Source organism: Neobacillus drentensis, assembly GCF_036965645.1.
In the GTDB taxonomy this organism is placed as follows: domain Bacteria; phylum Bacillota; class Bacilli; order Bacillales; family Cytobacillaceae; genus Neobacillus; species Neobacillus drentensis_D.
The window spans coordinates 53,040-73,208 of record NZ_JBALPZ010000042.1; the positions used below are offsets into that span (position 1 = coordinate 53,040).

At 40.4% G+C, this 20,169-nt stretch carries 16 protein-coding genes; 5 read left to right on the forward strand and 11 right to left on the reverse strand.

Features of this window, described 5'->3' with window-relative positions; all coding sequences use genetic code 11:
• Positions 1-377 precede the first annotated feature (377 nt).
• Positions 378-1,841: a TerD family protein gene (locus V7266_RS08380; protein WP_335467435.1), complete on the forward strand. Its 1,464-nt coding sequence runs from the start codon at positions 378-380 to the stop codon at positions 1,839-1,841.
• 50 nt (positions 1,842-1,891) lie between these two features.
• Here V7266_RS08380 and selB read toward each other — a convergent pair whose 3' ends face one another.
• Entirely contained in the window at positions 1,892-3,775 is a 1,884-nt protein-coding gene (gene selB / locus V7266_RS08385) for a selenocysteine-specific translation elongation factor (RefSeq protein WP_335467436.1), read from the reverse strand.
• 184 nt (positions 3,776-3,959) lie between these two features.
• On the opposite strand from selB, the gene V7266_RS08390 reads away from it, so the two are divergent.
• Complete coding sequence (locus tag V7266_RS08390; RefSeq protein ID WP_335467437.1) at positions 3,960-4,382, forward strand: hypothetical protein; 423 nt, start codon at positions 3,960-3,962, stop codon at positions 4,380-4,382.
• A gap of 196 nt (positions 4,383-4,578) precedes the next feature.
• On the forward strand, positions 4,579-5,883 hold the full coding sequence (locus tag V7266_RS08395) for an Nramp family divalent metal transporter (protein ID WP_335467438.1): 1,305 nt from the start codon (positions 4,579-4,581) through the stop codon (positions 5,881-5,883).
• Between the two features lie 153 nt (positions 5,884-6,036).
• Here the strand turns inward: V7266_RS08395 and V7266_RS08400 are convergent, their stop codons facing one another.
• Entirely contained in the window at positions 6,037-6,420 is a 384-nt protein-coding gene (locus V7266_RS08400; RefSeq protein ID WP_420491354.1) for a hypothetical protein, read from the reverse strand.
• Positions 6,421-6,610: 190 nt separating this feature from the next.
• On the reverse strand, positions 6,611-7,123 hold the full coding sequence (locus V7266_RS08405) for a hypothetical protein (RefSeq protein WP_335467440.1): 513 nt from the start codon (positions 7,121-7,123) through the stop codon (positions 6,611-6,613).
• Positions 7,124-7,318: 195 nt separating this feature from the next.
• On the opposite strand from V7266_RS08405, the gene V7266_RS08410 reads away from it, so the two are divergent.
• Positions 7,319-8,977: an FAD-binding dehydrogenase gene (locus V7266_RS08410; RefSeq protein ID WP_335467441.1), complete on the forward strand. Its 1,659-nt coding sequence runs from the start codon at positions 7,319-7,321 to the stop codon at positions 8,975-8,977.
• 66 nt (positions 8,978-9,043) lie between these two features.
• Here V7266_RS08410 and V7266_RS08415 read toward each other — a convergent pair whose 3' ends face one another.
• The 5 genes from V7266_RS08415 to V7266_RS08435 form a co-directional block, all read right to left on the reverse strand.
• Complete coding sequence (locus V7266_RS08415) at positions 9,044-12,181, reverse strand: SMC family ATPase (protein WP_335467442.1); 3,138 nt, start codon at positions 12,179-12,181, stop codon at positions 9,044-9,046.
• Positions 12,178-13,323, reverse strand: a complete 1,146-nt coding sequence (locus V7266_RS08420) for an exonuclease SbcCD subunit D (protein WP_335467443.1) — start codon at positions 13,321-13,323, stop codon at positions 12,178-12,180. Before V7266_RS08420 ends, V7266_RS08415 begins: the two co-directional genes overlap by 4 nt.
• Positions 13,324-13,569: 246 nt before the next feature.
• The gene (locus V7266_RS08425) at positions 13,570-13,770 is read right to left on the reverse strand and encodes a cold-shock protein (protein WP_007083969.1); all 201 of its coding nucleotides are present in this window, start codon (positions 13,768-13,770) and stop codon (positions 13,570-13,572) included.
• A 376-nt stretch (positions 13,771-14,146) separates the two neighbouring features.
• Positions 14,147-14,503, reverse strand: coding sequence for an ArsR/SmtB family transcription factor (locus V7266_RS08430; protein WP_335467444.1), 357 nt, complete (start codon positions 14,501-14,503; stop codon positions 14,147-14,149).
• 19 nt (positions 14,504-14,522) lie between these two features.
• Positions 14,523-16,268 carry a SulP family inorganic anion transporter gene (locus V7266_RS08435; RefSeq protein WP_335467445.1) on the reverse strand — a complete coding sequence of 582 codons (1,746 nt, stop codon included), beginning with the start codon at positions 16,266-16,268 and terminating at the stop codon, positions 14,523-14,525.
• Between the two features lie 420 nt (positions 16,269-16,688).
• On the opposite strand from V7266_RS08435, the gene V7266_RS08440 reads away from it, so the two are divergent.
• Complete coding sequence (locus tag V7266_RS08440; RefSeq protein ID WP_335467446.1) at positions 16,689-17,480, forward strand: TIGR00266 family protein; 792 nt, start codon at positions 16,689-16,691, stop codon at positions 17,478-17,480.
• A 154-nt stretch (positions 17,481-17,634) separates the two neighbouring features.
• Here the strand turns inward: V7266_RS08440 and V7266_RS08445 are convergent, their stop codons facing one another.
• From V7266_RS08445 to V7266_RS08455, 3 genes are all read right to left on the reverse strand, one after another.
• Entirely contained in the window at positions 17,635-19,095 is a 1,461-nt protein-coding gene (locus tag V7266_RS08445) for a DUF4153 domain-containing protein (protein ID WP_335467447.1), read from the reverse strand.
• A gap of 71 nt (positions 19,096-19,166) precedes the next feature.
• Positions 19,167-19,805, reverse strand: a complete 639-nt coding sequence (locus tag V7266_RS08450) for an HAAS signaling domain-containing protein (protein ID WP_335467448.1) — start codon at positions 19,803-19,805, stop codon at positions 19,167-19,169.
• Positions 19,786-20,133 carry a PadR family transcriptional regulator gene (locus V7266_RS08455; RefSeq protein WP_335467449.1) on the reverse strand — a complete coding sequence of 116 codons (348 nt, stop codon included), beginning with the start codon at positions 20,131-20,133 and terminating at the stop codon, positions 19,786-19,788. Before V7266_RS08455 ends, V7266_RS08450 begins: the two co-directional genes overlap by 20 nt.
• Positions 20,134-20,169 lie beyond the last annotated feature (36 nt).

Here is a 20,169-nt window from a genome sequence, read left to right on the forward strand (position 1 = left end):
AAGGAAATAATGGATGAAGAATTTCCGGACCGTTTGCTTTTTCTTTTACTTGCTTGAAACTTTTCCTTTCTTCATTCGTACTAATAGAGCGGCTATCTAAAAAAGCTATACTTGAAATTTTTCCCTTTTTAGAATTACCGGTATAATGAACATAAAAGCAAAAGTGGAAGCGCCCGTTTAGCGGCGTATGGCCTGGAGCGTTTCGACTGAGATAAAGGAAAATCGAAAAGCGGAGGCGCCTTGACCAGGGGCTATAGCTAGACAACACGAAGAGCGTTAGCGATTCGATGTTGACTTATCGTAGGGAGAAGCGCGAAGGACACTAGCCGTTGGGCGCTGAAGCTGGACGTGCCAAATTTGGATAAGGAGTGAAAATAGTGGGTGTAACACTTAGCAAGGGGCAAAAGGTGGATTTAACGAAATCACACCCTGGCCTGAAAAATGTAGTTGTCGGACTTGGCTGGAATATTAGCCAGCTTGGTTCTAATTTTGACTTAGATGCCTCAGCCTTTTTATTAGGACCATCGGGGAAAGTAAACAGCGACCAAGACTTCGTTTTTTACAATAACCCTTCTGGAGGTAATGGTTCCATTATTTACAGCGGAGATAACCGAATTGGTTCGGGTGTACGTGATGATGAACAAATAAAAATAGATTTAAAGAAAGTCCCTGACCACATACATAGGATTGCTTTTACGATCACAATCCATGACGCACAAGTAAAACGGCAAAATTTTGGCCAAATCTCAGATTCTTATGTTCGTATTTTTAATGAACTGACTAATGAAGAATTATTGCGGTTTAACCTCGGCAGAGATTTTACCGTTGAAACTGCAATTGTTGCGGCAGAATTATACCGTCATAACGGGGAATGGAAATTTAATGCGATTGCCAGCGGTTTTCAGGGCGGATTAGCAGCATTATGTCACAATTTCGGGGTTACAGTTGATGACCCACCGCAAAATGCACAGGTTCAGCAGCCCAATTACCAGCAGAATGTTAGAAATCAAGCCAATAACACGAGTCAAATCAATCCATATCAACAAAGCCAAACAAACTATGATCCCTATCAGCAGAGCCAGTTAAACCAAAATGGTAATCAACAGCGGGTACATCTACAACCTGATTCGACACACCGTCAGCCTGCCTATGGATATCCGCAGTCGACACAGTCTGCTCCCCCTATTTCCAGCCATTCTTCTTACGGTGGAGATGAGATTATGTGTCCGCGCTGCCATTCAGCTAATGTGAGAACAGGAAAAAAAGGGTTTGGTTTGGGCAAAGCCGCAATCGGCGGGTTAATTCTTGGTCCTGTTGGGTTACTTGGCGGTTTTATTGGTAAAAACCAATTAAAATTCACTTGTAATCATTGTGGCAATGCGTGGTCACCTTCACAAACAGATTATGTAGAGTGGGCCAATAATCAGAAACGAAGGGCTCAAGAATTGTTTAATCGCTATAAAAGTCAAGACCTTCTTGATGCAGTGACAGCTGCCTGTGCTTTAGTAGCCATGGCTGATGGTTATTTAGATCCAGCAGAGCGGCAAAAAATGATTGAATTTGTTCATCAAAGTGAGGAATTACGCGTTTTTGACACCAATAAGGTCATTCAAAAATTCAATCTCTTTGTATCAAGAATGGAAAACGACCGGATGATGGGGCGTGCAGAAGCTTTTCGTGCCCTCGGGAAAATTAGGTCAAAGCCTGAAGTAGCTCGACTAGTAGCCCGCTACTGTATAGCCATCGGGTATGCAGATGGAAATTTTGATCAAAATGAACAGCAAATGGTTTCCGATATTTGCCGAGAGCTCGGTTTAAACCCAGCTGAGTTTCTTTCGTAGACGATAAAGGAAGAAAAGCCTCCAATCAATATGATGGAGGCTTTTCCAGATTATTTTTTCCACACCCGCTTATTTTCGACACGCTTAGTAAGACCTTTTGCGTCTAATCTTTCTAAAAATGGGATCATATATTTTCTCGAAAGGTCGAGAACATCCTTTGCCACTCCTACATCGAATTCTGCTCCCGTTTCGTTTTGAAGTTTTTCAACTGCTCCCGTAAAGACATCACCATGGTAAGCAAACTGGTCGTCTAGCTGAACCAGTAAATTTTGGTCTTCTAGAAATCTTCTTAAATCATTTTCGATCGAATCAGGTATACCTGCTGCAGAAAAATAATCTTTCAGATAGCGTACCTTCAGTCCATCCTCCTTCAAATCATCAAGAAGATTGTCTGTCCTCTTTGCCCAGCTTTTAGGCACATGCGGCACAAATGCTGCCAGTGATACAAATTGTTCTTTCCTCTTAAACACTCCATTGATAATTGCATTTTCGACAACAAAATCCAGTAACGATTTAGGGAACCGCTTTTGAAGAGACTGTAAGAGTTCCGCTTTATTAATCCCCGCCTTCATCGAATGGATTTGATGAAAGTCTTGAAGTTGGTCAAAAATATCTTCTTCGATTGAATTGATTAAAAGTGTATGTGTATACTCCTTGCTATTGTATAAAACAAATTCCGGATCAGCTAAATAATCAGATAAGGTCGTTTCATCCAGTGCTGTCCGCTTTATTAATTCGTTTAGTGTCAGGCTTTTTGCCTCCATCAGTGCCGCCATCAAACGTTCCTTCGGTGATCCTACTTTCTTTTTTTCCAGCTCTTCTATGGTTTCATTTCCGAAACGATACTTATTAGCCCGCGGGTCGATCACCCAGCCTCCGCCTATCGTTTCTTGAGGACTTGGTCGTCGCAGGATAAACCTGTCCCCACGTTTTGTTAGGATTTCTTCTTCAAGCCGAAGCTGACAGAGAATTTCTCCATTTTCTTCTTTAATCTCATTACGGTCAAAGAAAACAATTCGGCCCATTACCTCGGAAGTTCCAATATGAAGCTTTATAGGCATCCTCTGTTTAACGATATGGTCAAGATCCTCGACAAATCGAATCGCGACATCTATAGTTTTTGTGACAATGAAATGCTCGGAAGAAACTAAAACATCACCTCGTTCAAGCTCTTCTTTCGAAACATTTGACAGGTTTATCGCTGCCCTTTGCCCCGCATAGGCCTTTTGTGCCGGATGATGATGGACCTGAATTTGCCTCGCCCTTACTTCAAGCCCTTTAGGCATGATTTTTACTACTTGTCCCTCTTCCACCGTTCCTTCATAAACAGTCCCGCGTACAACAGTCCCTTGCCCTTTTACAGTAAACACCTGATCAATCGGCAGTCGAAAGGCCCCCTTCGCATCTCGCATCTCTTGATTTTTTAACGTTTTTATAATTAATTCTTTTATTTCATGAATGCCCTTTTTGGATAAACTATCAACTAAAACAAAGGGGGAATCCTCAAAAACAGTCCCAGTAAGTTCTCCTAAAATGTCATCTTTCACCAATTCAATAAACTCTTCGTCTACCCGGTCTATTTTTGAAATAGCGATTATCCCATTTTTCACACCTAAAAATTTTAAAATGTCGAGATGCTCCTTTGTTTGCGGCATAACTCCTTCATCTGCTGCAACCACAAGAACAACTAAATCAATCCCCGCTACTCCAGCAATCATTTGACGGATAAAACGTTCATGACCTGGAACATCAATAACAGATATTTGAATTTCTTGGTCTTCATAAAGGGGAGCAAAGCCCAGCTCAATGGAAATTTGCCGTTCCTTCTCTTCCTTTAAACGGTCCGTATCAACATTGGTTAATGCTTTCGTTAATGAGGTTTTCCCGTGGTCAATATGGCCGGCCATCCCAATCGTAAAATAACGTTTTTCCAAGATAAACACCTTCTTAATCGTTCTACCATTCTACTGTAGCTTTAAACAGACATTTGTACAAGCGAACTTTTTTAGACAGTTGCATACTTCTTTTTCACGAATCCTCCACAATATCAGCGTTCATTATTCATGAGGATGTGCTATGTTGAAGACAAGACATACAAACAACAAGGGAAGAAGACAAATGAAAAAAATCATGGTTACAATGCTTACTTCACTCTCTCTGTTAACAGGCTGTCAAAGCCATAACATGAAGGCAAGTGAGCCAAAAACGCCCCAACCGCATGAAGAGAAAACAATTTTATCGAAATCTGACCTAGCTTTTCCGTATCCTAATTTGCTTGCACAAAATAATCAGACATATTCTCTATTAGTAGTCGGGGCAAATGATGAACAATCTCCTATTGAAAAAAATCAAAAGGTTACTGAACATGTAAAAAATATCTTGAGCCTGCCTACACTTGAAATCGTCCAACAAGCGTATCCAGAACTTGAGATCCGTAAAACTGTTTCCTACATTTTGTTCAATCAATCTGGGATGGTTCATCAATCCACAAACATAACTGAACTAACCAAATTTTTACAAGAAAATCCCCCAACAAATTAAACCAGAAGCTTTCTGGTTTTTTATTTATATTCAGGGTAGCAGATTTTAAAAAAAAAACACTATCGAAATAGGCAAAAATATACACAAAGTTTATAAAATTTATTATAATAAAACTATAGAATTTGCACGAGTGCAACTTTTGTTGATTAGCGAACAAACCTTGTACCTATGAAAAAAAGAGAAAGGATGGTGTCTTATGAGTCAAACAAATTCGATAGCAGTTGATAAGGCTCGAGCTGCAGAACTAAAAACCGTTTCTGCCGCTAGAGATGCCATAAATGGAAAAGTAAAAGGGATTCGGGCATTATTGCCATTCCTTGGTCCAGCCTTTATCGCATCGATTGCTTATGTAGATCCGGGAAACTTTGCAACCAATATACAAAGTGGTGCCCGTTTTGGATATAACATGCTATGGGTTATCGTTTTAGCCAATCTCATGGCGATGCTTCTGCAAAACATGTCAGGTAAACTGGGGATTGCTACTGGAAAAAGTTTACCAGAGATATGTCGAGATCGAATGCCAAAATGGCTGACGATTATTATGTGGATTGTTTCCGAGCTTGCCGCCATGGCTACTGACCTGGCTGAATTTTTAGGGGCAACTCTTGCTTTAAATTTACTAGCAGGGATTCCCATGCTATACGCCACTGTTATTACAGGTATTGTCACCTATTTAATTTTAATGCTTGAAAGATTTGGCTTTCGGCCGTTAGAAAAGTTTATCGCTGCTTTCGCGATGTTAATTGGCTTATGTTACTTAGTAGAAACAATACTTTCTCAGCCGGATTTTTCGCAGATTGCCTATCATAGTGTCGTTCCATGGCTCGGTAACAATGAGAGTATCATGCTTGCGGTTGGTGTGATTGGAGCTACCGTTATGCCCCATGCGATCTATTTACACTCAAGTTTAACCCAGAATCGGATTGTACCTAGAAATGATACGGAAAAGATTAAAATACAAAAGTTTAGTACGAAAGAGATTATTATTGCGATGACACTTGCTGGCTTTGTTAACCTTGCCATGATGTATATGGCTGCCTCCGTGTTTCATACAACCGGGCAAAGTCATGTTGCCGATTTAACAACAGCCTACCATACGCTAACACCTCTTTTAGGATCGGCGGCTGCTAGTGTTTTCTTAATATCTTTGCTTGCCTCGGGTATCTCGAGCTCAGTGGTCGGAACGATGGCTGGTCAAGTGATCATGCAGGGGTTTGTCGGCTTTAGCATTCCGTTATGGATTCGTCGGTTAGTAACTATGCTTCCAACTGTTATTATTGTTGCGCTTGGCGTTGATCCAACCCAAACACTTATTATTAGCCAGATCATTCTAAGTATTGTCCTGCCGTTTCCAATCATTGCGCTGATTTACTTTACTCAGAAGAAGGAAGTAATGGGCGTATTAACAAACAAAAGAATGACCACTGTTCTTTCCTCACTATTTGCCTTAATCATCCTAGGCTTAAACATTTGGATGGTTGTGCAAATTTTAATGGGATAAACGGAATAAAAAAGCAAAACACCAGCTAAACAGGGCTAGGTGTTTTGTTATTTTTTATGACAAATATATAAACCAGGTGACCTCTATATCAGATGCAGCATCCCTCCTCCCCAACTAAAAAAATCCCTCATATCGTGAGGGATTCTATTTTTATTAAGCCACTTTAATCGCTTTACCAAATGGGACGCGAGGTAAGAAGTCACCTGGTACAAGCCAAAATAATTCAAAATCGACCTTCTCCATTTCTTCAGAAAAAAAGCCGGTGACATCGGTTATATAAAATAAGGTATCAATTTTTTCCTCTTTTGCCCACTCTAAAACTAATGTATATGAAGATTTCCCGTGAGTTTGATACTTAATTGTATCGCTTTGAACCGGAGAAATGCTTCTAATTTTAAAATCTGCTTGAACTAACAAGGTATCGGGTTTTAGCTGTTCAAACAGTTTCACTATGTTATTAATAAGAATTACTGGTGCTTCATTTGTGGAGGTATCTACTGCTAATGCCATCCTTTTATCCTGACGCTGCTGAATCATAGAAAGTATCGTTTTATGCCATCTCAACCCCAACAACCCCTTTGTTCTGAATGAGTGAACTATCTTATTTTGGATTTTAGTGAAAGGGATTATGATTGGTTAATTGCGGGAAAAGTGACATTTATGTTGAGACATATTGTTTACAGGTTAAATTTCTCAAGAGAGTTATTGGGTTTGACAGCTAATAATATCACTGATGATCTAAATACTCTCGTTTTTTCTTTAAGTATTCTTTTTCGCACTTTAACAGCTTGTATGGAACAGAATTTCCTTCCTTCTTGTCTTTCTCCATTACTACCCATTTTAAGTCCGTTAGTTTTAAATGAACAGATACGTTCATATTATCAGGCTGTTTATAAAGTAAATAGGCTTCTCTTGGTTTTATATAAAGGGTGGGTTTTCCTCGAGAAGCAACGATAAATTGATCATGTAAGGATTGATAATTTTCATCCACCTCTTTTCCTCCGTAAATAAGATGGGCCGCATCCAAATCTTTATCTGACACTTCTATGTAATTCTGATTATCAATATTCAGGTCCAGTCCAGAAATGATGTCTTTCATGATGGCTTTATTAAATTCTACATCACGATTTTTCATTTCCTCAAGACAATCCGCAGATAAACTAGGAAGTTCATCTGCCTGGGTATTTAGTGGAAAAATTAAGATGATTAAGCCCCAGATAATTATTGTTATTTTTTTCATAAAAAACCTCCTAACCATAGTTGAACATATTATTCGGCATTTTCTAAGTATCTATTCTTTTCCATTTAATTGTCGATTTATAGAAGCATGTAAGTATAGAATTTGACAGTTTCAAAGGCTCATCCATGTTACAATTTAAATATTGACTTTTCAGAAAACATACGCAGTTAAACAGTATAAATGGGGGGAATTGTTTTGAAATACGACGTGATCGTGGTTGGCGCTGGACTTGCTGGCTTAGTAGCTGTTGCGGAACTAGCTGATGCCGGAAAGAAGGTTCTTCTTTTAGATCAAGAACCTGAGGCATCACTTGGCGGGCAGGCATGGTGGTCATTTGGGGGGCTGTTTCTAGTGGACACTCCGGAACAAAGAAGAATGGGGATAAAGGATTCGCGGGAGCTTGCCTGGCAGGACTGGTTAGGTTCTGCCGGCTTTGATCGTGAGGACGATGAAGATTACTGGGGCAAAAAGTGGGCGGAAGCATATGTCGATTTTGCTGCCGGAGAAAAACGTCAATGGCTCTATGATATGGGGGTCCGTTTTTTCCCAGTAGTGGGCTGGGCAGAGCGCGGAGGTTATACAGCGGAAGGCCATGGGAATTCCGTGCCCCGTTTCCATATAGTTTGGGGAACAGGCCCAGGAATCGTCAGGCCATTTGAAGAACGAGTTCGTCAAGCGATGGCGAAAGATCTTGTTGACTATCGTCCCCGCCACCGAGTTCATGAATTAATCAAAGACAATGGGGCGATCTGTGGTGTGAGAGGAGATATTCTTATAGCTAGTTCCGCTGCCCGTGGTGAGGCAAGCTCCCGTGAAGTTGTGGGAGATTTTGAATTTAACGCTTATGCTGTAATGGTGACAAGCGGGGGCATTGGCGGAAACCATGAGATGATTCGGAAAAATTGGCCTTCCCGGTTAGGTAAGGCGCCAAAACATATGATTTCAGGTGTGCCTGAGCATGTCGATGGCAGAATGCTTACCATTACGGAAAAAACGGGCGGCCGAATCGTGAATCGTGATCGGATGTGGCATTATACAGAAGGCATTAAAAACTGGAATCCGATTTGGCCAAACCATGGGATTCGTATTCTCCCTGGTCCCTCCTCCCTTTGGCTGGACGCAAAGGGAAACCGTTTCCCAGCACCAAACTTCCCTGGCTTTGACACACTTGGTACTCTTGAAGCAATAATGAAATCTGGTTACGATTATTCGTGGTTTATTTTAACACAGAAAATAATTGAAAAAGAATTTGCCCTATCTGGCTCAGAGCAAAATCCGGATATGACAGAAAAGAGTATTAAAAAAGTACTGGCCCGTGTGCTTCCTGGTCCAACCGCACCTGTTAAAGCGTTTATGGACAAAGGGGAGGATTTTGTTATTGCTAAAACGCTGGATGAACTGGTTGCTGGAATGAACAAGCTAACGGGTGATCATCTTCTAAATGTTGAAGCAATTAAACGCCAAATTCAAGCGCGCGATCGGGAAATCGACAATAAATTTACAAAAGATTTACAAATCACCGCCATGCGCGGGGCCCGAAATTATTTAGGCGATAAGCTGATCCGGGTGGCAGTGCCACATAAAATCCTTGATCCAAAAATGGGGCCTTTGATCGCTGTCCGCTTAAATATAGTCAGCCGGAAAACGCTTGGCGGTCTGCAAACCGATTTATCTGGAAAAGTCCTTGATGCTTCAGGTAACCCAATATCCGGGCTATACGCAGCCGGAGAAGTATCAGGCTTTGGCGGCGGAGGAATTCACGGCTACCGCTCACTTGAAGGAACATTTGTCGGAGGCTGCTTATTTACCGGCAGGCAAGCAGCGCGTGCACTTGCAGAGGAGTTAAAGGACTGAAGCAAGGGGACGGTTCTTATGCTTCCGAAGCATAAGAACCGTCCCCCTGCTTTTCTTGCTTTTCTATTAACTTGTGAACATAAACTCTGTCCGGCTGCCGGTTTGTCCAGCAATTACTTCAAGTCTCACATCGATTCTCTCTTTTAGCTCCGGCACGTGTGAGATAATTCCCACTAACCTGCCGCTGCTTTGAATATCCATCAATGCCTCTATCGCTTGGTCAAGTGATTCTGGGTCAAGTGTACCAAACCCTTCATCAATAAACATTGTCTCCAATGAAACACCGCCTGCATAATTTTGCACTACATCAGCTAGTCCCAATGCCAACGACAACGAAGCTTTAAAGCTTTCTCCACCGGATAAAGTTTTTACATGGCGCTCCTGACCCGTATACTGGTCAAACACCAATAATTCCAATCCGCTCTGAGCATTTCCTTTTGACCGATCTGTTTTCCGCTGTAACAAATAGCGTCCAGAGGTCATCTTTCGTAACCGGATATTTGCTTCTCGTAATATATCATCTAAAAAGGCGGCAAGAACATACCGTTCAAAGGTAATCCGTAAATGATTCTGCCCTCTGGCGATATCAGAAAGATCGCCGATCATGCTGTATCGTTCCTCTAACGCTTTTACCTCGTTATTAAGACTCTCGACATGGCTATAAATTTCCTCATTATCCCGTTTTTTAACAAATAAATCTGTTCGTTCTTGGGTCAGCATATCGAGTTCACTATTAAATTTTGCTAACTCCAACTTAATACCCTCTACATCCGGCGTTTTCACATCAGCTAGAAGCTCGGTTACTTCCTTCAACCGGTCCGAAACAGAACGTAACTCCTCACGATAGCTGCGAATTTCATCCTGAAGACCCTGAATTTCTTCTTCTGTCTTTTTAGAAGCAGCATAAATCCCGTATTTTTCAAAACCCTGTTCGGATAATTTAGTTAAGAAGATACCCCGTTCTGTTTCGAGTTCCTGCAGTTTTGCCACGTGATGTTTCTGGGCGTCTTGTAATCTAGCTGTTTCACTCGAAAGCTTTTCATTTAAAACTTGGAGGCGTTTCTGTGCCTCTTCCAGCTGTTTCACCAACTGATCATAACGATTTCGACAGGTTGTGAGTGTCCTCTCATATTCTACCTCCGAGCGAAGATTTTCAGGAATCACTTTCATCATCCTAGTAAGATCCGTTTTCTTTTCAGTAAACTGGACCGTTAAATCATTCACCAATGTAGACAACTGCTGAATTCCGGATAGCAAAGCAGTTCTTTCAGTCTCTTCAGACTCAATCTCTGACTTAAAGCGGTCGAGTAATTTAATTTGCTCCTCCAGCTTATTCTGAAGTTGAACAAGCTCATTCTTTTCCAAAGACACCTCGGCTTTTACTGTTGCTAACTCATCAACTGTAAACTCCGGACGGGACACTTGTATTTCATTAAGAATTTCCTGGACTGCTTCCTTCTGTGACCGTTCTTCCGACTGACACTGATAAAAATTCGCTTCCACTTTTGATTTTTCTTTTTCCCATTGCAAAGCCTGGTCCTTTGCCGACTTCAAATCTTCTTCAGTTGGAATACTATTTTCTTGTTCAATCGCTGGAGCAGGATGGTGTAGTGAGCCGCAGACGGGACATGCTTCGTCAGTATGAAGGTTAGCGGCTAAAATCGCAGCCTGCCCATGAATCCATTTTTTCTCCAACTCTTCTACAAGGGCTTTAGCATCACGATAACGAGCCACAGTATTATCGAAACGGCTGGTAATTGCGATTAAATTGCTTTCCGACTTTCGATGACGTGCGAACAATGTTTCAAATTTTTCGAGTCGGGTCAAATCGTCCTTCAATTTTTCAAGTTTTCTCTCATTTTCTAAAAAGGTTAACTTCCCTTTTTCAATTTCTTCTTTTTGGACTTTTAACGTTTGGATTCGTTCTTCCAATTTCTGAAGTCTCTGTTCATTATTCGCTTGCTTTTCTTTTGCTGCTTTAAGCTCATTATCCTTTTGCTTGGTCTCATTTAATAATACCGCAAAGGAGTAGACGTCATCCTTCATATTCACCAATCGATTCACTTCATCAAGTGCAGACTGCCGCTCTACCTCACGCTCAAGCTCCTTTTGAAGCTGTTGTTCATATGCTTGAGAAAATCCCTTCAGTTTTTCAACTTCTCCACCAATCACGTTAAAATTTTCCTGAAGCTGGTCTGCCTCTCGCTTTAACCGGTGGCATAGCTCCTCTTGTTTCCCCAAAAGTGCAGCTTTTTGTGCCCGTTGAACCTGGATTTCCTTCTCGGTGTATTCGTCCTCTTGAGCGAGTAACAGCGTTTTTTGCCCTTTTAACTCTTGTTTTGTTTCTAGCTGTTTCAGGATCCTCTCCGCTTCAAAAAGCTGCGCCTTCAGTTTGTCTTGCTCCTGAATTTTGTTTGATAGTTGATTTGTTAATAGTTCTAATTTTTCCTCCATGCCCTTAATCTCAGCGTATAATAGAGGCATGATGATGGTGTGATTCTCAGGGTCATTTTTAAGGGTTTCACGGAGCTCATCGTTTGTAAGGGCTTGAATTCGCCGTAAGGCTTCCTTTCGTGCCTTTTCTTGATCTTCAACTGTCTTTTTCAGCTCCGTTGCTTCCTCTTTTAGCTTTTCTTCGATTAGTTTATATAGCTGTGTGTGGAATAACCGCTGGAGGATGACCTCTTTATCCTTACTGTCTGATGTTAGCAGCTTACGAAATTCTCCCTGTGGAATCATTAAGATTTGCCGAAATTGATTCGCATCAATCAGCATGATTTCTTTAATTTTTTCTTCCACATCACTTGTTTTGGATGCTAGCAATTTTTTCTCACCATCTGCGTCCCACATATATAATTCCGCTTTCGCCCCAATAGTGGTAAAACCATCGCCTCTGTCTTTTTTCTTAAGCTGCTGCGGTGAGCGCGTAATTGAATAAACTTTGTTGCGGAGGGAAAAGTCTAATGAAACCTCTGTTAACAACTCTTCTGTTGCGAATTGACTACGGAGTTCGGGCCCATTACGGTCTTCCCCGCTGGCTTTACCATAGATAGCATAACTAATCGCATCAAAGATAGTTGTCTTCCCCGCGCCTGTTTTTCCAGAGATCACAAACATTGTCCGGTTGCCAAGCTTGTTAAAATCAATCTCTTCACTGCCCGCATAAGGACCAAACGCCTGCATGGTTAATTTTAAAGGTTTCATCTAACCCCCTCCTCTCGTAATACCTTTTGAATGATTTCTGTCATCATATCTCTTTTTTCTGTTGTAAAATCAGAGGTTGTCATGTCTGTGTAAAATTGTTCAAACAGATCAATCTCGGACTTTTTCTCGCTTTTTAGGGCAACGTACGATTGTTTTCTCTTGCTGTCAGTGAGGTTAATCTTCTTTTCCAAATGAAGGACATTTGGGTAGACTTGGCGCAATTTATTAATTGGATCAAGCAGTGCCCCTTCATCCAGCAGTGTAATTTTTAAGTAATCTTCCACTTGTTCATTTCCATAAAAGTTAGGGTCTAGTAATTCTTCTATGTGCCCTTCAATCTCGCGCATATCATGTTTGGGTGTAAGTGAGCGATAGCGATGACTAAAATTCCCTTTTTCATCCATTTCAATGATTGAAATGGACTTTCTTTGCTTTGCTTCCGAAAAAGAATATTTTAAAAGGGAACCTGAATACTTCACTTTTTCATGATTAATGGCATCAGGACTATGCAGGTGCCCAAGAGCGGTATAGGAAAAAGGAGCGAACAATTCTGCACCAACACAGCCGGAGCCGCCCACAGATAAAATTCGTTCAGAATCTGAGGTTTGTCCGCCTAAAACAAAGGCATGTCCCACTAAAACATTCGGTTCATTTGGATTAAGAGTCTCTTCAATTTTTCCAATCAGCGCCTTCATCGCTTCTTGATGGGAGTGGATGGAATCATCCTCAACCAGCTGGCGGACGACACCTGGCTCTGCATAGGGAACAAGATAAAAATTAACACCGTTAATATGAACAGGCTTGAAGTTATTAGTAAGTTTACCAGTTAAATAGAATTGACTATGTTTATACCAGGAACTGCCGAACGATAGACGCTCCGCACTATCATGGTTCCCGGCGATGGCTACAACAGGTGTTTTTAGTTCAACATTAATTTTAAAAAGAATTTCATCTAATAACTCAACCGCATCAGTTGGCGGGACTGACCGGTCATAGAGATCACCGGCAATGACAACGGCATCCGGCTTCTCTTCTTCCACAATGGAAACAAATTGTTCAAGTGCGGCACGTTGATTCTCTGTCATATAGACACCGTGGACTAATTTACCTAAATGCCAATCAGCAGTGTGAATAAATTTCATTTGGGTCACCTCTTGCATATTCGAATACTACCATTATAGCAAAATACCAATTGGAATGAGTCTGGAAATCACTTGTATATGAATAAAAGCGGAAGCGCCTTGACCAGAGGCTTATGCCCCCGAGCCTCTAGGCGCTGAAGCTGGACGTTGTTTAACAGATTCGATGATGATTATATCTATTTCTATAACATAAAAAACAGCCTGAGACTTTTGTCCAGGCTGTTGTAGTTTGTAGGTTTAGTAGAATTACTTCTTAGTAACGTTAGCAGCTTGTGGTCCACGAGCTCCTTCAACAACTTCGAAAGAAACTTCTTGACCTTCTTCTAAAGTTTTGAAACCTTCAGTTTGGATTGCAGAATAATGAACGAATACGTCGTTTCCATCTTCAGCTTCGATGAATCCGAAACCTTTTTCTGAATTAAACCATTTTACTTTACCGTTTTTCATGTAAAAAAATCCTCCTATTGGCTAACACTTAAGCCATGTGTAAAATTCACCAAATTACAACGTGATAGCTTTACTTTCATTTCCTCATCCAAACATCGTTTAAAACTTTGAACAAGCTTATAACATAAATCTAATCTCGTGTGCAACGGCTGTTTAAAATTTATCATTTTTACGATTTTCTGTCAAGAAAGGCAAGGGCGACACATACCTACACAGTTCTACAAATCTCTATTTCTATCTTTTTCATTCCGCATTCCTGAAAGCCATACCAAAACCATTTTGTCGTATTTTGAAGAAAATTTTTTGGGCGATTCGGCAAATCTTCATATTTAATACCTTGTTTTACGTAAGCTATTATTAAAAAAAGCCGAAGACATTAACTCTTCGACTGTGGCAAGACTTCTTCTTCCTCTTCTTTAAACTTATCCAGAATGGTAATGGTATCTACCAAATGATTATTAAAAATCTGACGGGCAACGGCCAGCAGTTCAATGATCATTGGATCCTTCAATGTATAGATAACCTTATTTCCTTCCTTTGTACCTGAAACAATGTTTTTTGCACGTAAAATGGTCAACTGCTGTGAAACAGCAGAACCTTCACTGCCAACAAGAGTTTGAATTTCATTAACATTCTTGTCTCCCTCTGCCAGCAGTTCCAAAATGCGGATTCTTAATGGATGGGCCAGTGCTTTGAAAAATTCCGCTTTAAATTGCTGCATTTCCAAATTCAAATCATCACTTCCTCATTTATTAAAAGGTGGCTGTTAACTTTGCCCTATTTTCAACAACCTCTTTTGCTGAGAGCTGTTTACACTCTCTAAAGGCAAAATGCTTACAGCCCAGGCATTTATTTTCATTTATTTGGGATAATCCATATTGAATGGCTTCCCCTGTATGTTCAAAAAAATGGTCCTTCCCAATGACATCCACTAAACCTGTCTTTTTAAGAACACTCTCCGGTTGTGGATTCAATCCTGATATCAACACTATACCACTTTTTGAAAAATGTTTCACAATGCTTGCAAGTATGGCTTCACCCGTTGTATCCATTAACGGCACCTTGCTCATCCGCAAGAGAAGAATCTTAGGATGATAGTTAATGGTTTCCATTATCGTTTTCTCAAATGTTTGGGCTGCCCCAAAGAATAACGGTCCCTCCACATTAAAGATACTTATTTGCGGGCAATCGTGGGTGTCACTCACCATTGATGTTTCTACTTTTCCTTGTCGATGCTGGAGATTCGGTAAAGCCTTCGCCGTCGTTGTCACATCACTCATTCGTTTTACAAACAGAATAGCAGACATCACTAACCCAATTTCAACTGCAGTTGTTAAGTTCACAAATACGGTAAGGACAAACGTAACCAGAAGGACGATTGAATCGGTTGATTTTGTTTTGGCAATATGAGCAAAAACTTTTCGTTCGCTCATATTCCAAGCAACGACCATTAAAATGGGTGCCATACTAGCAAGCGGTATATAAGAAGCCTTGGATGCAAAGAACAATAAAACTAGTAAAACAACGATCCCATGGGTAATACCGGAGAGAGGAGAAACGGCTCCATTTTTAATATTGGTCGCTGTACGTGCTAATGCTCCTGTAGCCGGGATGCCCCCAAATAGCGGGGTTATCATGTTTGCAATCCCCTGACCAATCAACTCTTTGTTACTATTATGACGGCTATTGGTCATTCCATCTGCTACAACCGCAGAAAGAAGTGATTCAATTCCACCTAGCATGGCAATCACAATTGCCGGTTTTAAAAGCTTCAAAATAATTTCAAGATTGATGGATGGTACATGTAACTGTGGTAATGTACTAGGTATTTCTCCGTATGCTGTCCCAATTGTCGCTACTTGACCAGGATACCAAATTGCAGCCACAACTGTGGAAACCAATAATCCAATTAGCGGACCAGGAATTTTAGGAGCAACCTTTGGTGTTAGTAATACCAGCATTAAACAAATCCCTGCTGTGAGTACACTAAATAAATTAATTGAATTGAGATGAACAAGAATCTCCTTTAGGTTTAGAATAAATTCTTCATGCTTCTTGATCCCTGTTAATCCTAGGAAACTAGCTATTTGTCCTGTAAAAATTGTCACAGCAATCCCTGCTGTAAAACCAATCGTTACTGGCCGCGGGATCCATTTAATTAGGGAACCTAAGCGGAAGACCCCCATTAACGTTAAAATAATCCCCGCCATAAATCCAGCGATAAGAAGATTTTCATATCCATACGTCATAACGATCCCAAATAAAATCGGAATAAAGGCGCCAGTCGGGCCGCCGATTTGATATTTAGAACCTCCTAGTAAGGAGATCAGAATTCCCGCCACGATTGTTGTGTAGATTCCATACTCCGGCTTCACCCCCGAAGCAATCGCAAACGCCATGCCCAATGGAATGGCAATAACACCGACAATTAAACCAGAAAGCAGGTCTTTTCGAAAACTTCCTAAAGAGTAAGGATGGAATCTCTTGTCAATAAACATAGTAACCCTTCTTATCCTATTGTATTAGTATATCTGATTATTTGAATATATAGGAATATCAAATAATATTCAAGTATTAAATAAAAAAGTTTTTCTTGTTTTCTTTTGTTTTATAGTGTTATAATAATTGAGCGATGAGCTGAGTTGTGTAAGTCGAGAAACATTCCTTTATGGAGCACACTATGTGGAGTGTGGTTTTTCGCCTCAATACGCAAAGACGCCTGTATATACAGGCGTCTTTTTTATTTGAAGGCTGTGTTAAACATGGATGTTGAATTCCGCTCCAGTCGCTCAGCAAACCCGCGGGAGTGCCCTTTTTAAAATGAAATGCTCCCTTTTTTTAATAAAAATTAGCACTTTTTTCCTAAATTTCTTATAATATACATAGGCTAATATTTTGAAAGGTATGGAGGGATCTGAATGAATAACCATGAAATCGATTATAAGATTTATGGCGATGATATGCAGTTTGTCGAGGTTGAGCTTGATCCGCAGGAAACCGTGGTGGCAGAAGCTGGAAGCTTTATGATGATGGAAGATGACATACATATGGAAACTATATTTGGAGATGGTTCCGGCGGTGCCGGCAGCGGCTTAATGGGCAAATTATTTAGTGCCGGGAAGCGGATAATAACTGGAGAAAGCTTGTTTATGACTACCTTTACCAATAATGGTGCTGGCAAAAAACATGTTTCATTTGCCTCCCCCTACCCTGGCAAGATTATCCCAATGGATTTAAGTGAACTTGGCGGAAAAATTATTTGTCAAAAGGATGCCTTTCTAGCTGCAGCAAAAGGGGTCCAAGTTGGTATTGAGTTCCAGCGGAAAATCGGCGTCGGCTTTTTTGGCGGCGAGGGGTTCATTATGCAAAAGCTTGAAGGCGATGGCATGTGTTTTGTACACGCAGGAGGTACCATTATACGCAAGGAGCTCCTCCCAGGTCAGTCACTAAAAGTAGACACCGGCTGCTTGGTTGCAATGACTAGCAATGTCCAATACGATATTGAATATGTTAAAGGTGTTAAGACAGCCTTATTCGGCGGCGAAGGCTTGTTCTTTGCAACATTAAGAGGACCGGGTTCTGTCTGGATTCAATCACTGCCGTTCAGCAGGCTTGCAAGCAGAGTATTTGCTGCCGCACCTTCACGAGGCGGTGCGAAGGATGAAGGCAGTATTGCACGTGGAATCTTTGATATGTTTAATGGGGATTAATTAAATTGTAGAGCAGGGGTGATTCTAGACCCTGCTTTTTTGTGGTTATCTGGCCAATTGTTAATAAAAGGCATAAATTTGTTATTATCCACTTCCTAATTTGTTAATAAACAACTTTCCAATAAAAAAACCGAGTCGAAGCGACTCGGTTTTCCTATTTAAATTGAAGTTCGTTTAACTTTTGAGAAGTTCGTTCTCTTTTTAGATTATACGATTGCCAAGTTTGTTGTTCCGTTCGTGCTGCCAATTGTTGATCACGTAAAATCGTCTCTAAATGAGGAATGTTTTCTCCTCGTTCATACAGCTCGATTAATCCTAATACCCCAGTTGCTGATAAACTGCTAAGGTAATCCACATCAATTTTACCCGTTTCTTCATAACGATTTATATTTTCCTTTACTACAATTCGATCTAAATCGATCACATTTATGGTCGTGTAGTAAATTAATGCTGTGAGAAAGTAAAAATGAAACAGGGACAGTTTTTCCACCCAGATCTTAACCAAGGTATAGGTAAAGATAACGATAAGAAAGATCATAAATGAATGTGATAAAACCCTAGTAAAGCTAAAACCATAGGCTTCCTCATACATACTTAACCGTTTGAAAGCAGATGTAAGCAACACTCCACTCGATAGGACAAGGATTGTCAACAAGACCTGCCTTATTTTCTTGATACCTGCCTTTCCACTGTCACCTAACGAAATAACAACAATCGTAATCGATAAATTAATTAATGTTACAAAAAGCAATTCAAAAAAACCTTTTCTGGCATACTCTGCGTAAGTGTAATCCCCTTGAAGACTACCGCCAAAAAAATACCTAAATTGGACGATTATAAAAAGTACATAGACAATATTAATTAAGAACAAAACAGTTATTGAAATAACGGTATCTAGAATGACAGACACCCGCTGATCATTTTGCTTCATAACCATCATTTGTTTTTTATAGAGGACTTGCATTACACCAAAGAAAATCCCCATACATAGGAATACCACTATCAACCGCATGATTCCTTCTGGATCTACCATTTGAAATAAATCAGGAACGCCCCCGACGAGCTGCGCAAATTGGCTGTCAGCGCTCATTAGTAGTCGTAAAATCACGGCAAGTACGGGCACAGAAATCACAACACCAATCAATACCTTTTTCCAAACTTGAAGATTATTATCATCAGCTCCCCTTTTTACTAATTTACCAAGTGAAGCAGTAAAGGCGACATTATACTTTATAGCGTTTAAGAGCCTTGTAAAAATATAGAGGATGAAAGCTAACTGGTTCCAGCGGAAATTCTTCGGGCTGGTTACTGCCACTAGATGAAATAGGACCAAAGCTGGAATTCCAATTATATTTAAGACATAAAAAAGGATATTTTCATTCAATACATAAACTGCTGATAATAACCAAATACAAATTACAAGCAAATAACCAAAGCGCTGATGTGAAAAAGGAAAATGCCGAAAGCGCCAGAAAAATACTGCATAAAACGCAATGATAAACACAAGAAAGGAAACTCCAATGATTCCTCGAAAAAACGATTCCTCTGCTAAAATCCCAAGAAGTAGACATAATCCAAAGAAGATCCAATCTTTTTTATTTACGTTTATCTCCATTTTTTATCCCTCTCTTTATGTAGAATATCTATATATATAGTTTTACTAGGTATATAAGCAAAAAAAACAGCTTATATCGAAGCTTTCCTTCCCCAGCGGTAGCCTAGCCAACTCACTGGATAAAGGATGATGGTAAATAGGATACAAGTAATAATAAAAGTTTTGGTCAGCAGCGGGGCAAACCAAGCGTGTGGAATAATTTTAAAGACGGTCAGAACCATCAGCGTTAAATTAGGTATCAATGAAAGCAAAAAGGTTTTTCTTAGGAGCTTCCGGCCGCCATGACCAAAACCCTTTCCAATTTCATATCCAAGTAATGCCCAGAAGAACATGTATAAGAAGGCAATTAAGAATGGAACAGATGTTAACTGACTCCAAAGCGCCGATAACCAGCTCCATTCATAAAGATTATGTGCGAGTGTTAAAATACTCCCGCCGCCAAAAAAGATGATGTTGAGTAAAATAAACAGCCACTTCATATTACTGGGCGTAACCGATAACTCTTCCTTCCAAATTGCCGCAATTTCCGCAGGGCTTCCGAGCCGTGAAACAAGTCGTTCCATCACTTCATCTTCTATTGAGCACTCCGAGGATTCCAGAAGGATTTCATCAATATGAGACTCATATTCTAGAAGGATACTTTCCTTATCCGGATGGCTGCCAAGTCCTTTGTTTAATTGTTTTAAGAAGTCACTCTTCGGCCGTTCCATGCTTTGATCTCCCTATAACTTTGTTCATCACTTGAACAAAATCCTGCCATTCACGCGTTTTTTCGCCCAACAATTCCCTGCCCGCATCCGTAATCCGGTAGTATTTTCGAGCTGGTCCCTTTTCCTGCTCCACCCAGTAGCATTCAATGTATTCCTGTTTTTCAAGCTTATGGAGAGCTGGATATAGGGTTCCTTCTTTAACACTTAATCCATTGTCACTGCGCTGCTCTAATTCTTTTACTAATTCATAGCCGTACATATCACGCTCGTTTAATAATTGTAAAAGAATTAAGGAAGTACTTCCTTTTACCAATTCACGATTGAACATTTTCTCACCTACCTAGAATTATTAGGTACATAGAAA